Annotated in this window: 12 protein-coding genes; all 12 read right to left on the bottom strand. The window is 31.4% G+C overall.

Annotation, left to right across the window (positions count from 1 at the left end):
• Positions 1-2: 2 nt before the first annotated feature.
• Positions 3-923 carry a phosphate butyryltransferase gene (locus HYG84_RS05070; RefSeq protein ID WP_212381037.1) on the bottom strand — a complete coding sequence of 307 codons (921 nt, stop codon included), beginning with the start codon at positions 921-923 and terminating at the stop codon, positions 3-5.
• 83 nt (positions 924-1006) lie between these two features.
• Positions 1007-2389: an APC family permease gene (locus HYG84_RS05075; protein WP_212381038.1), complete on the bottom strand. Its 1383-nt coding sequence runs from the start codon at positions 2387-2389 to the stop codon at positions 1007-1009.
• A gap of 15 nt (positions 2390-2404) precedes the next feature.
• A complete protein-coding gene (locus HYG84_RS05080; protein WP_212381039.1) occupies positions 2405-3772 on the bottom strand; it encodes an aldehyde dehydrogenase family protein in 1368 nt (455 codons plus the stop codon).
• Between the two features lie 336 nt (positions 3773-4108).
• Complete coding sequence (locus HYG84_RS05085) at positions 4109-5575, bottom strand: SLC13 family permease (RefSeq protein WP_212381040.1); 1467 nt, start codon at positions 5573-5575, stop codon at positions 4109-4111.
• A 635-nt stretch (positions 5576-6210) separates the two neighbouring features.
• The gene (locus HYG84_RS05090) at positions 6211-7950 is read right to left on the bottom strand and encodes a sigma 54-interacting transcriptional regulator (RefSeq protein ID WP_212381041.1); all 1740 of its coding nucleotides are present in this window, start codon (positions 7948-7950) and stop codon (positions 6211-6213) included.
• A 117-nt stretch (positions 7951-8067) separates the two neighbouring features.
• Positions 8068-8274, bottom strand: a complete 207-nt coding sequence (locus HYG84_RS05095; RefSeq protein WP_212381042.1) for a hypothetical protein — start codon at positions 8272-8274, stop codon at positions 8068-8070.
• A gap of 153 nt (positions 8275-8427) precedes the next feature.
• On the bottom strand, positions 8428-9048 hold the full coding sequence (locus tag HYG84_RS05100; RefSeq protein ID WP_212381043.1) for a histidine phosphatase family protein: 621 nt from the start codon (positions 9046-9048) through the stop codon (positions 8428-8430).
• A 367-nt stretch (positions 9049-9415) separates the two neighbouring features.
• The gene (recR, locus tag HYG84_RS05105; protein ID WP_212381044.1) at positions 9416-10015 is read right to left on the bottom strand and encodes a recombination mediator RecR; all 600 of its coding nucleotides are present in this window, start codon (positions 10013-10015) and stop codon (positions 9416-9418) included.
• A 35-nt stretch (positions 10016-10050) separates the two neighbouring features.
• The gene (locus HYG84_RS05110; protein ID WP_212381045.1) at positions 10051-10392 is read right to left on the bottom strand and encodes a YbaB/EbfC family nucleoid-associated protein; all 342 of its coding nucleotides are present in this window, start codon (positions 10390-10392) and stop codon (positions 10051-10053) included.
• A gap of 196 nt (positions 10393-10588) precedes the next feature.
• Positions 10589-12283: a DNA polymerase III subunit gamma/tau gene (gene dnaX, locus HYG84_RS05115; protein ID WP_212381046.1), complete on the bottom strand. Its 1695-nt coding sequence runs from the start codon at positions 12281-12283 to the stop codon at positions 10589-10591.
• Positions 12284-12413: 130 nt separating this feature from the next.
• The gene (locus tag HYG84_RS05120) at positions 12414-13538 is read right to left on the bottom strand and encodes a DUF5711 family protein (RefSeq protein ID WP_212381047.1); all 1125 of its coding nucleotides are present in this window, start codon (positions 13536-13538) and stop codon (positions 12414-12416) included.
• Between the two features lie 260 nt (positions 13539-13798).
• A complete protein-coding gene (locus tag HYG84_RS05125; RefSeq protein ID WP_212381048.1) occupies positions 13799-14908 on the bottom strand; it encodes a YkvI family membrane protein in 1110 nt (369 codons plus the stop codon).
• Between the last annotated feature and the right edge of the window lie 112 nt (positions 14909-15020).

A 15020-nucleotide genomic window follows, 5' to 3' on the forward strand; every position in this document is an offset into this window, starting at 1 on the left:
TATTATGCTGACTCCTTTCCGAGCTTTTGAACAATTAATATAGCAAGAGCAATAGAGTGTAATTTTGACATATCAGAGCTAGCTCTAGATGTTAAAATAATCGGTGTCTTTGCACCCATAATAACACCGGCTTTTTCACCTTTAGCAAAATATTCTATAGACTTATTTAGGATATTTCCAGCTTCTATATCTGGTGCGATTAAAATATCAGCATTACCTGCAACAGGATGTTCTATTCCTTTATGTTTTGCAGCATCAATTGATACTGCATTGTCTAAAGCCAATGGTCCTTTTACTAAACATCCTTCAATTCTACCATCTTCATTCATCTTTGTAAGTTCTGCAGCATCTAAAGTAGCAGGCATTTTAGGATTTACCTTTTCAACGGCACATAGTATAGCAACCTTAGGACTTCTATTTCCTAAAGCATGTGCAATTTTAACACTGCTGTTAATTATATCTACTTTATCTTCTAATGTGGGCGCTATTGTCATAGCAGCATCACTCAAAATAAATAATCTATTATATCCTGCTACTTCTAATACTCCAACGTGACTAATTAAATTTCCTGTCCTAAGACCATATTCTGGATTCAATACAGCTCTTAGTATATCCGATGTTTCCACAAAGCCTTTCATAGGAAGTGATGCATAGCCTTCATTTACTAATTTAATAGCATGTGCACAAGCTTCCGATTTGTCTTTAATGTCTATAACTTCAAAATTATTTAAATCCATATTAATTTCTTTAGCCATTTCTTCAATCTTTTCTTTATCACCTACTAAAACTGAATCTGATATACCAATTTTATGCGCATTATTAACAGCGGATAAAACATCTTTATCTTGCGCCACTGCTACAGAAATTTTTTGTAGCTTTCCTAATTTAACAGTTTCTATTAACTCTTCAAAGTTTTTTATCATATTTAATAACCCCTTTAACTATTAATCCACTGCCCAAATTTTTACTTTGAAAATATTTGAATAGCTGGTTATTATCTATTTTTTTAATTTTCTGATTTTTTAAGCTCTGGAATCTTTCCAAAATCAATAAATTTATTCTTTGAAGTAATGAAAAATATTAAGCCTAATAGTGCCCATCCTCCTATAATTACCCACTCAATAGTAATTAGTCCAGGTATATATAATAGAAGCATTACACCAGATAGAATTACAGCCAGATATCCTACAAACTTATAATTCTTTATCCTATAAGGTCTAGGCATATTAGGATCTTTCTTTCTTAAAACCACAAAGGATATAGATACTATACCATAAGCAATAACAATTCCAAAGCTACCTGCATTGGCTAACCAGTCCAACATACTCCTTCCAAAGAAAGGTGCTATACTAGCAATACCACCTATTAAAAGAATTGCATTTGATGGAGTATTGTACTTTGGATGTATTTTACCAAGAAACTCTGGAAGCATTTTTGCTTGGGACAGAGCATACATTGCACGACTTCCTCCTATTAAAAAAGCATTCCAACTAGAAACAATACCTGCTAAGCCTCCAATAATTAAAATCTTTGCTGCTAAGTCACTGTTACCAAATGCTATTTTCATTGCATCTGCTGTTACAAGTACAGATGATAATAATTGTTGCTCACTCATTACATAGGATACTGACAGAATAATTATCACATACCATGCTACTGACATAAGTATTGATAATATAAGCATCTTACCAATATCCTTAAATGGTAAATTAATCTCTGATGCTGTCTGGGGAATTACGTCAAAACCTATAAACATAAACGGTGTTGCAATAGCAACAGCTACTATTCCATTCCATCCATCTACGAAAAACGGCTTAGTGTTAGCTAAATTACCAGTTACTGTAGAACCCCCCATTAATGCAATCCCTGACACTGCTATAACTACTGTTAAAATCGCTTGTAAGGTAGCTGCATCTTTTGTTCCACGATAGTTTATTGCTGTAATAACAATTGAGCTAATAACTCCAACTGCAACCCAGCTGCCGTATACATCAAATCCATGTATTGTATACATATGACGTTGTAAAAAGCCAGGTATTAGATACTCTACAACACTAGGTAGAGCAACTGCTTCAAAAGCAACAACCCCTACATAACCTAGTATCATGGCCCAAGTACATATAAAGGACATGTTTACACCTAAGGCTTTATTACTAAATACAAGAGCCCCACCAGATTGTGGCATAGCAGCTGTAAGTTCTGCATAGGTTAGGCCTACAAATACTATCATAATACCACCTAGTCCAAATGCAAGGGCTGCACCTAATGAACCTGCTTTTTGTATCCATAATCCTGCTAAGATTACCCAGCCCCACCCTATCATTGCACCAAATGCAAGGGCTAAAACGTCCTTTTTACTCAATACTTTTTCCAATTGCCTGTCTTCCACAGAATTTTCCCCTTTCTATTGACCCCAGATCTCTTCATCCGACGGCACTTGTTTGCCAGGAACTTCGTATGCAATTCTACTTATATTAATTAAATGATGGAACCAAAGGTTTTCGCTTATGCTATTATTTCCCCAAGAGCCACAACCAAGAGTTGCTGTTGGCATAAGTCCATTTAAGAATGATCCACCAAGTCCACTTGACCCTATTTGCTTAACCGCAAAACGGGATACTGGAAGTATTTGGGCTGCATATTCAATCCTATCTTTTGTATCTGAATGAATAACTGCACTATGTCCTTTTCCTTCATTTTCAAGGTTTAGTCTTGCAATCTCAACAGCTTCTTCCCATGTATTGTAGCTATATGCCGCTAATACTGGACATAATTTTTCCTTTGCAAAATATTCTTCTGCCCCTGCTTTTTCTACCTTTACAACTAATAATTTTGTATCTTCAGGAATTTCTATACCTGCCATTTTAGCTATATTTACAGGAGATGCTCCAACACAATCTCTATTTATAACACCATCTGGAAATAAAACTTTTCTCAAAGCATTTACTTCCTCTTCTTCGTGAATATAATAAGCACCATTTTCCACTAATCCATTTATAAGCTCGTCATACTTATCTGCTGGACATATTGCACTTTGCTCACATGTGCACAATATGCCATTATCGTATACCCTACCTTTAATTACTTTTGGTATTACCTCTTTTATGTTTGCATCAGTATCTATTAAGCACTGTACATTTCCTGCACCAACACCAAAGGCAGGCTTACCACTACTATAAGCAGCCTTTACCATTGCTGGTCCACCTGTAGATATACATACATCAGATAATTGCATTATTAAGTTTGTTGCTTCTAGTGAAGGTTCAGCAACTATTTGAATTAAGTTTTCTGGTGCACCTAATTCTGCTAATGCAGCCCTCATTACTTCTACTGTTTTCTTACCAGATTCCTTTCCACGTGGATGTGGGCATATAATTATTGAGTTACCGCCTTTTAAAGCTATCATAGTATTTTGCATTGGTGTCATAGTAGGATTTGTTATTGGAGTTACAGCTCCTATAACACCTATTGGCTTTCCAACTTCCACAATACCTTCTTCTTCTATGTATCGAAGAATTCCCCTACTTTTTACTCCTTTTAGCTTGTTCCAAACAGCTTTTGATTTACCTTTGTTTTTTACTATTTTGTCTTCATATACTCCCATTCCACTTTCATCAACTGCTAGCCGTGCTAATACTTCACCATTATCATAGACGGCCTTACCTATTGCACGTACTACTTCGTCCACCTTTTCTTGTGAATACTTTTCGAATTCTTTCTGCGCTACTCGTGACTTTTCAATTAAATCTAATACATACTCTTTTAGTTCCATTGCTTTTCCCCCTTAAAAATAATTAGTATATAAACTATTATCTCTTTTCTTGAATAAGTTATATTGCAAATAAAGTGCCGAATTTTCCAAAAAATAAAATTATTTCTAAAAAAGTAAAAATATATACACTAAATAACTATATACAAGTCCTAAATTTCAATTAATTCTGAATATTAATAAAATAAATTTTGCGCTTTAATTAAGAGAATTAATACTGTTTAATTAATTAAAGTCAGTATAAAAAATAATAATTCTAGTTCTAATTCTAGTTCTAATTCTAGAATTCCTGTATGAATTCTAGAATATTAGAATTACATTTAGAATAATACTAAATTCTTACACTAAAAATGGTAAAATAAATCCTCCATACAAGCCTACAACTACTACACTTAAAAGCACAATTATTATGCCGACTTTAAACATATCTGAAGATTTAAAATACCCTGATCCATAGGCAACAGCATTAGGCGCCGAATTTGCTGGTAATAAAAATGCAAAAGAACTTGATAAACCAGCTATAATAGCAAACACTACTGGATTCCACCCAAAAGTCATAGCAAGACCTATAGATATAGGTACAAAAGTTGTAGCTGTTCCAGACATACTGCAAAATATTGTAATTCCTAAACCAGTTACCAAAGAAATTATAATTACTGCAAATCTTTCCGGTACATTACCAATACTGCCTGAAAGCATATTAGTAATCCAATCTATTGTACCTGCATTCTTTAGTCCTACTCCCATAGCAAGACCACCCCCCACTAAAAATAACACATCCCATCCTATAAGCTTTTGAGCTTCTTTCCAAGTTAAAAAACCTACCTTAGGAAGAACTATAACAATAGTTATAAATACAGAAACTATATATAGCCAATCTTTAGAAAGTGGCAAAAATGAATCCATAGTCCATAAAAGTATTGCTGCTGTAAATAAAAATATAACTCTTTTCTCTTCTTTTGACATTTTACCCATTTCAGCAAGCTCTTTTTTAGAAGCATCTAATCCACCTTCTACAACATCTATTTCAAGTGGATATACTTTTTGTAAAATTATCCAAGTTAAAGGTAATAATACAATTGCTAAAGGAATTGTTTTACCAATCCAACCTAAAAAAGTAATTTGTATCCCTACTAAACTGTTAAGAAACGCAATTGCAATAAGGTTTGAAGTGGTGGCAGTAGGCGTTGCTAATCCCCCTATATTTGCTGCAAAAGCTATTCCAATAAATAAAACTTTACCAAAGTTGCTTTCTAAAGGCTTTGCCCCTGACATTTTTATTATACCTAATGATATAGGAACCATTATGGCTACTGTAGCTGTACTAGACATCCACATAGCTAAAAAAGCTGTAGATATCATAATACCTAAAATAAGCATATTAGTTTTTTCTCCCATTCGAGATATAACCATTAAACTTAACCTTCTATCCATTCCTGAGTTAACTAAAGATCCAGCTAACAAGTATCCTACCAACACTACTGCATTTACTGGATGAGCAACTGCAGCAAGCCCTTCTTTAAGTGGAACAATGCCTAAAATCGATTGAAGCAAAATTATAAGTATGCCTGTAACTCCAATTGAAATAGCCTCTGTCATCCAGAGAAATGCCGCTGCTAATGCAATTGAAAGCATTTTTAAACCTTCTCTAGAAAGACCCTCTGGAATAGGAAGAACAAAAGATAGTAGTACTATACCAATAGAAATTACAAAAAAAATCAATTTTTTAGTATCTTTGTCTAGTTTAGCATCTTTCATAATTTTGCTATGTCTTCCTGTTTTTTTAGTTGTACTTTCTGATAACATAGAAGTTGCCCCCATTCAAATTATAATTGTTAATAAAATGTTAAAAGCAAATTCTATGCCAAAATATAACTATATATATGATACTTTAGTAAATAATACAAAAATTAATTAAAATAAGATTTAATTAATACACTTAATACTATTTTTCTATATTCCGTTAAATACTGTATGGGCTAAATATTAAATAGCTTAATTCCTTACTTTTAAATATAAAGTTCACATTAATAATAAACTGGATACATTGATTGTTTAAATGTTAATTCTAAAACAATTTTCAAATAAAATTCTAAAACTCTAGAACTTTCTTTAGAAATTTTTAGAGTTATCAAGAATTTAAAATCTCCTATGATGTTATGGAGATAAACATAAACTTTGATAATCCTCTACTTTCCCATGAGTGGGTTCTATTACTTGAACTCTCGGAAGAATAGCAAAAATGGCTTGAGGTGGTTATGCAAGGTAATTAAAATGAAGGATACTGAGCAATTGCTCAGTATCCTTCATTTTTATAGTTTGTGCTTGATAAGGTTTTCTAGAGATAATAAACTATCAATCGATTTGCTTGACATCCTTAAATTTACTTATTTCCATGCAACTTCCCTATGAAGTCCCCCCCTTAAATGGAGTTTTTTATTTTACTTTAAATCATATTGATTTATTTTGTTATATAATGTTGATAATGAAATTCCTAATGAGGCTGCAGCTTTTTTTTTGCCTTGCAAGTTTCTGCCATATTTATCTAAAGCTTTTATTATTTCATTTTTCTCCCAAAAAACTTTAGCATCATTCAAATTATCTATATCTAAAAGCTTAGGTCTACTGATATTAACATCTTTAGAGCCACTTAAATTTTCTACATTTAGAATTATTCTTGACGGTATATGATCCATAGTTATTGTATTATTATCAATCATGTTTGCAGCAAAAGTTAAAATGTTTTGTAATTCTCTAATATTTCCTGGCCAATTATATTTTAAAAATGCATCAATTACTCTATTGTCTATGTTTATATTTTTTTGAAATTTTTTCTCTATAGTTTTTAGCAGATAATCTACTAAATATGGTATATCTTCTTTTCTTTCTCTTAATGGTGGTAGCGTAATAGGTATTACATTTAATCTAAAATACAAATCGGCTCTAAATTTTTTATTTTCTACACTTTCTTCAAGATTAACATGAGTAGCAGATATAATTCTAACATCTATTTTTATATTTTTATATCCACCTACTCTAGTTATTTCATTGTTTTCTAGTACTCTTAATAGCTTTGATTGAATTTCAAAGTCCAAATCGCCTATTTCATCTAAAAACAATGTACCTTTATTAGCTATTTCAAACACTCCAAGCTTTCCACCTTTGACTGCTCCAGTAAAGGCTCCATCCTCATAGCCAAATAATTCACTCAAAACTAAGTTTGGTTCTATAGCTGCTGAGTTAATTGCTACAAAAGGGTTGTCCCTCCTATAGCTATAGTTATGAATAGCTTGGGCAAATACTTCTTTACCAGTTCCACTTTCTCCTCTAATTATTATATTAGAATCATTACTAGCAACTTTCTTAGCAATCTCTATACACTCTTTCATCTTATCATTTACTGTTATAATATGCTCAAAACTTTTATCAGCTTTATGATGAGCATTTATACTGGCTTTTAATTTATGAAACTTGTTTTCTAAGTCACTTATTTTTTTAGTTAAGCTTTGGACTTCTGTCATATCCTTTGCTAATACTATTCCACCCAAAACTTCATTATTGATTCTAATAGGATATAAATCTACAAAATATTCTGTATTACCTACTTTTCTATATATGTTTTTCATCACTTTTCCAGAACTAACAGCCCTTGGAATCTGTGCCCCTTTTCTAACCTTGCTAACTTCTACTCCCTCTATTTCAGCAGGGGATACTCCTGTTAATTCAGTATAGGCTTTGTTTATCTTTCTTACTACAAAATCTTTATCACAGATAAGTATACCATCAGATATTGATTCTAAAAGCTTATTAAAAAATGAATCATTTAATAAATTAAAAAAGTCATTGTTCTCAAAAAGTCTAAGTAACCCTTCAACTCTACCATCAGAACCTATAACTACTAGATAAGGTTCCTTATTTGATTGAAAATAGTCTATATCAGTAATATTATCTGAAATAATAGTAGGAAAGTCTTTGTTAACTACTTCTTTAATTTTTTTTTCAATAGAAATTTTTTCATATATTATGTTTGAAATAGATTTTCTATCAAAAACTCCAAAATACCTGTTAAATTCATCTACTATTGGAATAATAGAGAATTTACTATCCCTTAACTTTTCTATTGCATCCTTAATCTTGTTATCATATCTTAATACAGTTATTTCTGTAGACTTAATTATCATATTACCTACCCCCTACATTGACTTACTCAACCACAGCATTTCTACAGAGACAAACCAAATACAATTTTATAACACATCTCTTACTTAATAAAATCTTCTTCCTAATAGCCTAACCTACTATCGTTGTATCTCTGACAGTTGGCATAATTCAATAATAAAATTACTATGAGCTTGGGCAAATTCATTACGACATTCTTCACCCTTAGCAGTTCTATGCTCTATTCCTCTAAATTGAGCATGTATCTTTCTATTCCTTTGTTCATATTTATCAATAATTTCAGATACTTTATCCTTGGTCGCTTTGTTCTGCAAAAGTGAATACACTATTTTAGCCTCATTTACACTTAAATTGTTAGCTCCACCCCAATATTCTTTTTGGCGTCTTTGTAGTCTATCATTTATAATAAAAAATAATTGTAAAGAATATGCATATTATTGTTTTCACTCATCTTTTGTTCCTATCCCCCTATAAACCACCTAAACATCACATCTTAAATGCTCCTGAATATTCGTAAACATGACTATTTTTTTATCGTTATTAATTTGCCACAAATGAACTCCTGTATCTCCTGATGATAGCCATACATTAGTATCTATAGGCATATTAAGGAAACTTCTATATAACATAGTTATTAACCCACCGTGAGATACGATACATATTCTAATGTTATCCTTACTATCCTTTGTAGAGTGTATTAAATCGGCAAGAAAATGCTCTGCTCTACTTCTTAAGTCTATCATTGACTCTCCATTTTGAACTGCTTGAAAATACTTTCTTCCTCCCTCTGGTTCGGGATAATCACGATTAGCATCTTCCCTTAAAAGCCCTGCTAAAACGCCATTATTCCATTCCATCAAATCTTCATTGAAAATAACTGATTTGTTCATCTTACTGCCTATAATCTCTGCTGTTTCCCTTGCTCTTTTTAAAGGACTACTGATAATCGTATCAAAATTATATCTTTGTTTTAACCATTTTGCTAATTTTTCAGCCTGTTCTCTCCCTAAATCAGTTAATGGAAAATCCGCCCTTCCTTCATGCCTGCCTTCAATATCTGCTAAAGATTGTCCATGCCTAATAACAACAAATTCAATCATCTTCATTCCCCCTAATCCAATTCCTCTTAGATTCAATAAATAAAATATACCTTAATTTAAATTGAAGATTATGATATTTCATGGTGCATTTCATATAAACAATCAAATAGATGATATAAATTTCTTCATACAATTGTAAAATACCTTTCACCTTGATATAGACTTACTTTGACTCTAATACAACTCACTCTTCCAATCCATTGGCTTTACCGGATTTAAGTCTTATATCTCTTTTTTCTTCTAATTAGAAATCTAATAAAAAACATGGCCACCAGGGCTTTCCTTTTCCCTAATAAACCATGTTCTTTGATACAACTTGTTGCAAAGTGATACACCTTTATTTACTTTATATAACTTTCTGCCTAAATCAAATTTCCCTTCTACCTTCCAATGCCTTGGTTAGAGTAACTTCATCTGCATATTCAAGATCTCCACCTACAGGTATACCGTGGGCAATTCTTGATACTTTAATTCCCATTGGTTTTAGAAGCTTTGACAGATACATTGCTGTAGCTTCCCCTTCAATGTTGGGGTTTGTAGCAATGATTATTTCATCTACAGGTTGATTCGTCAGACGTGATAATAATTCTTTAATTTTAATATCCTCTGGACCAACTCCCTCTAATGGAGATATAGCCCCATGTAGCACATGATAATAGCCCTTAAACTCCTTAGTTCTCTCCATAGCTACTACATCTCTAGGATCTTCAACAACACAAATTGTTAATGGATCTCTTCTTTTATCACTACAAATATTACATGTATCTTGATCTGTAAGGTTTGTACATACCTTACAATACTTTACGCTTTCCTTTGCCGTTACAATTGCATCAGCTAGGCTATGTGCATCTTGATTAGGCATACTAATAACATGAAAAGCTAATCTTTGGGCAGTTTTCCTTCCTATTCCAGGAAGTTTTGTAAATTGCTCAATTAACTGAGCAATTGATGATGAATAGTAGTTCATAATTTGCTATCCTCATTTCATTAGGTAAATAAAAGTTAGAATAATCCAGGCATATTCATTTTTCCTGTAATTTTACCCATTTCAGAAGCTACCATATCCTCTGCAGCACGAATAGCTTCGTTAACAGCTGCCATGATTAAATCCTCTAACATTTCAACATCGTCTGGATCTACTACCTCTGGCTTAATCTTTATACCTACTATTTCCTTTTTACCTGTAACTTTAATAGAAATAGCACCTCCACCAGCACTTGTTTCAAGAACCTTTTGTTCTAGCTCTGATTGTGTTTCCTCCATTTGTTTTTGCATTTTTTGCACTTGTTTCATCATATTATTCATGTTAACTCCACCCATTCCTGGGAAACCTTTTTTAGCCATAAAAAATTCCTCCTTCTATTTCCTTAATTCATTATTTTTATTAAAAAGTCGTCTGATATTATCCATCGACCCTTACTACACTTTAAACTACGATTTTGTTCCTATAATGGTTCTTGTCACACTTAAATTTATATTAAATTTTCAGGTGCTCAAATTGTTATCATTTTCTTATTATATCATAATTATTGCAAATATATTATTCATCTACTATCTCTAATATTTCATGGATCTCCTTAGGTAGTGCTTCTTTAAGTATCTCTAATGGATCTTTTTCTTCCTTTGGCTCAATTTCAGTAATAAGCTGATCCTCCATTACAAATGAAAGTCTTATACTCTGGCCTGTAAGTCTTTTAATTATACCAGATATATATTCTTTTGTTTTTTCCTTATCTAAAGCTTCTCTATGGAATCCAAATCCGTCTTTAAAGGAAATTAATAAAGTGTCCTTATCTAATTTTACTAGGCTACCTTCCATTAGAAGAGCTTGTATTTGAGCTTTTTTCTCCTTACGTAATTCTTCTAAAATATTTTGCCAATTACTTTGTATAGCTCCAAAATCTAAAAGACTATTATTATTAATAATTTCTTCCTCTCTAATCATATTTCCTTCTTTTGACTCTTCCTCATCCATGCTCTTCTTTTCATCATACTTGTTTTTTGGGGAATAGGATGAAGAAATACTAGGTTTATTTGGTACTGAAGGAGATATATTTACATTACTTCTATTCACCGTTATTTCCCCAGAGACAATATTTTTCTCCAACTGTTTTACTCTTTCTATAATCCCCTCCAAAGAGTCATCCAGTTCTTTATTACACAAACCTATAACTGCTATTTCTATTAATGTTCTAGGTTGAGCAGAGTATTTTAATTTTCCTTCAATATCCGATAGACTATAAATAAAGGAAGTTATCTGATTTATAGTAAATAGCCTACCCTGTTCTTGAAGGCGTTTTTGCCTTTCTTCAGATAAGCTTAATATCTCATCAATTTCTACATTCATTTTAACAAGCAGAAGACTTCTAAAGTGACTAATTAAATCCTTCATTAGCTGACCAACTTCCTTACCTTCCATAACCATTTCGTTAATAAGTGTAAGTACATTGGATGTATCTTTCTCAGCTACTTTATCAACTAGGTTAAATATAAACTCATAATTAACCATACCTAATATACTTACTACATTCTCGTAGGTTAGAGTATCCTCACTAAAGGATATACATCGCTCTAAAATACTTAAAGCATCTCGTAATGCCCCTTCCGAATTAATTGCTATTAATCTAAGGGCTTCTTCATCCCAGGTAATTCCTATTTCATCACATATAAAAGATAGGTGTCCCATTATGTCTCTTATTTTAACTGGTTTAAAGTCGAACCTTTGACATCTAGATAGTATTGTAGCTGGTATTTTATGAGGCTCCGTAGTAGCTAATATAAATATAACATAGCTAGGTGGTTCTTCTAATGTTTTTAACAGAGCATTAAAAGCCCCTGTGCTAAGCATATGAACCTCATCTATAATATAAATTTTATATTTTCCTTTAGATGGAGGATATTTAACATTTTCCCTAATTTCTCTTACATTGTCTACTCCATTATTAGAAGCGGCATCTATTTCAATAACATCCATAATATTTTCTGTTAAAATACCTTCACATACTTCACAGCTATTGCAAGGATTAGCATCTTTAGGATTAAGACAGTTTACTACTCTAGCAAATATTTTTGCTGTAGATGTTTTTCCGGTTCCCCTTGTACCTGTAAAAAGATAGGCGTGGGCAATATTAGAAGAGTTGATTTGATTTTTTAAAATAGTAATTACTTGTTCTTGTCCAATTACATCTTCAAAAACCTTAGGTCTCCATCTTCTATAAAGTGCTTTGTATGACATATTTTCACCTTCGTTTCTCTTTCTTTCAATAATATTACCTTATATACAACTACTTACAATGTCAACAAATTATACTTTCCTATATATTGAAGAAAGTAATCTGATGCTACCATATAGACCTTTATATTACTTAAATTTTCTTAAAGGATAAAAATGTGGTTTTTTCCTTGGTTATAACTACGATATTGTTTTCAGATAATGCAAAGCTTTTTAAAATATCACTTGAATATGGATATTCAAACCTCACATTTCCATTTTTACCATATTTGAATATTGTTCTTAATGAATATGCTATAATTTCATTCTTATAATTATCTAGCCCTAGTATTTCTTCCTTTGGAGCTATTTCACCAGTCAGTTTGCCATCATATGCTAAGGTTTTAATTTTATTTCCAGTACGTGAATAAATAATGCTATTTTTACTACTACCTTCACTGTATATTGTTAGATAGTTTCTACCGGTTGTATCGATAAGTGTTATTGGCTCATTAAAATTAGTTTCCCATTTTACTTTATTATTTTTATCTATGCTAAATATATTCTTTTCATCAACTGCAATTAAATCTCCTTTTTCATTATAGAAAATATTTAATATTACATTGTTTTTCAAACCTTCTACACCAATCAAATTTCCTTTTAAATCATAAACTAATAGATTGTTTTCTAGAGTATCTCCATTTGTTCCTATAGTGCTTGCTGCTATCCTATCCTGTGCCCTTGAAATAGCTATATTAGTTACTTCTCCTTCTCCTAGTGTTATTTCTCCAACCTTATTTCCTTCCTCGTTCATTATAGTAATATATTGAACTGGACTATCAGTATGATGGTATAATACTACATAGTTATCATCACAAATATTAAAATTTTTATAAGGCTTATCTAATGTATTTTTATATATTTGTTCCCCTTTTTTATTTATGCGTAGTATTTGATTTTTGTTTTTATCTATTACATAAACACTATTAGAGTTTGTTTTTATTATTGGACGGGTTATCCCTAAATTTATGCTCCAGATTTGTTCTCCATCCATATTATAATAAATTAAAATACCTTCTAAATACTGTATTAATCCATTATCTAATTTTTCATAGATGATTTGACTACTATGTGTTGTTTCTATTTCTTTAATTATAGATACATCGCCTTCTCTTGATCCTGTTTTTGCTTTCAAATAGCTTATCACTTTAGGATTTATGAATAATAAAATAATAATTATAGTAATTAAAATTAATAGTCCTTTTTTTCTTTTTTGCATATTTGAATCCCCTTATAATTTTTATCCAATAGCTAACAGTCCTAAAACTCCTTCTTCTACAAAATGGAGTCTTAGAACTATACAACTTACACCTCAAGGGTGTTTTTGCATAGGAATACAGCACAACATTCGTTTAGACTAAGATAAAAGTTTATCTGAAGTAAATCCTTGTTTATCTTATAGTTATTAGTTTTTATGCTATATATGTTTCACATGAAACATGCACACATTTAGTTACTTAATATTATATTCCATAAGTTCTATAAAAATCCTCTATGGCTTTTTCCTCTTTTAAGAATTATAGCACAAATAAATAACATTGCTATATATCCGAACAGTGGATAAAAGAAAGTAACTAGCTTTTTAAAACCTACCATTGCTAAAGGTACAGATATTACGCAGACAATAATACTAATAAATTTTTCATTAACTCGTGTTAAATTAGCAATTCCTAATATACAGCCATAACCATTAGCAATTGCTGTAGTAAACATAGCAAGAAGCAAAACAAAGCTATATAATGTTTTCCACAAATCCCCTAATGTGCTTGCAACTGTAACCATTGGTACTTCTAATCCTATTACACTAGTATATAGCACCATTAGGCTTAATAAAATTATCATGGCTAACATACCCAGTACTAGTCCCCCCAATAATCCTCCCAGCTTAGCAGCTTTTTTATCATAAATTAGCGGATATAATGAACACATAACTACCATAGAGCCTATAGTGTTATAACAGAAATATACAATTGCAGACCATAGCCAATTTGATTTATGTATTACTTGTACCAATATATATTTTAATGAACTTACATTACTAAATATGTTATTACTTTTAAATGGAGCAGTATAGAAGTTGCTAAACACCATTTGATTTTTATATATAACATTAAGCCCTATCCATAAAATTATAAAGACAAGAAAAGGGACTATTACGTTATTAGCATTTGCGATTCCTCTAACTCCAAATATAAAAACAAAAAAGGTTATTATTGCCATTATAATAATTCCATATATATATTGGATTTGAAAATGCTCGTAAAATACAGCCCCACTTCCAGATAGCATAACAACATAACTGGTAAACAATAGAAAAGTAAGTACTATATTTATGATAGTAAAAAAAGTTTTTCCAAAATATCCTGTTGAAAACTGCCTAAAACTTTTAATTTTTTTTGTATAAATACTATTTAATACTAAAACCCCTAATAGTGAAAATAAAATTGTTACTATTACTACTCCTAATATTCCTTGCCACCCATACTTCCCAAAAAATTGAAATATTTCTTGCCCAGAAGCAAATCCTGCTCCAATAACGGTTCCAATATATACACTTGCTAATGTGTATATTGATTGTCTTCTTGTCATAACCCATCCCCCTCTCACAATTATATTTTTATGATGAAGTATGGGTAATAAGAACCAAGTCCTTATTTATCTTCGGTATATTGCTAAGACTCTCGTTTCTATAGAATCACTA

Origin of the sequence: Alkaliphilus sp. B6464 (assembly GCF_018141165.1) — a bacterium.
GTDB lineage: Bacteria > Bacillota > Clostridia > Peptostreptococcales > Natronincolaceae > Alkaliphilus_B.

What these genes read in the sequence shown, in the direction of transcription:
- HYG84_RS05080 (WP_212381039.1), bottom strand. Translation starts at nt 3,772, where the DNA reads ATGGAACTAAAAGAGTATGTATTAGATTTAATTGAAAAGTCACGAGTA.
- recR (WP_212381044.1), bottom strand. Translation starts at nt 10,015, where the DNA reads ATGAACTACTATTCATCATCAATTGCTCAGTTAATTGAGCAATTTACA.
- HYG84_RS05110 (WP_212381045.1), bottom strand. Translation starts at nt 10,392, where the DNA reads ATGGCTAAAAAAGGTTTCCCAGGAATGGGTGGAGTTAACATGAATAAT.
- HYG84_RS05090 (WP_212381041.1), bottom strand. Translation starts at nt 7,950, where the DNA reads ATGATAATTAAGTCTACAGAAATAACTGTATTAAGATATGATAACAAG.
- HYG84_RS05120 (WP_212381047.1), bottom strand. Translation starts at nt 13,538, where the DNA reads ATGCAAAAAAGAAAAAAAGGACTATTAATTTTAATTACTATAATTATT.
- dnaX (WP_212381046.1), bottom strand. Translation starts at nt 12,283, where the DNA reads ATGTCATACAAAGCACTTTATAGAAGATGGAGACCTAAGGTTTTTGAA.
- HYG84_RS05100 (WP_212381043.1), bottom strand. Translation starts at nt 9,048, where the DNA reads ATGATTGAATTTGTTGTTATTAGGCATGGACAATCTTTAGCAGATATT.
- HYG84_RS05085 (WP_212381040.1), bottom strand. Translation starts at nt 5,575, where the DNA reads ATGTTATCAGAAAGTACAACTAAAAAAACAGGAAGACATAGCAAAATT.
- HYG84_RS05125 (WP_212381048.1), bottom strand. Translation starts at nt 14,908, where the DNA reads ATGACAAGAAGACAATCAATATACACATTAGCAAGTGTATATATTGGA.
- HYG84_RS05070 (WP_212381037.1), bottom strand. Translation starts at nt 923, where the DNA reads ATGATAAAAAACTTTGAAGAGTTAATAGAAACTGTTAAATTAGGAAAG.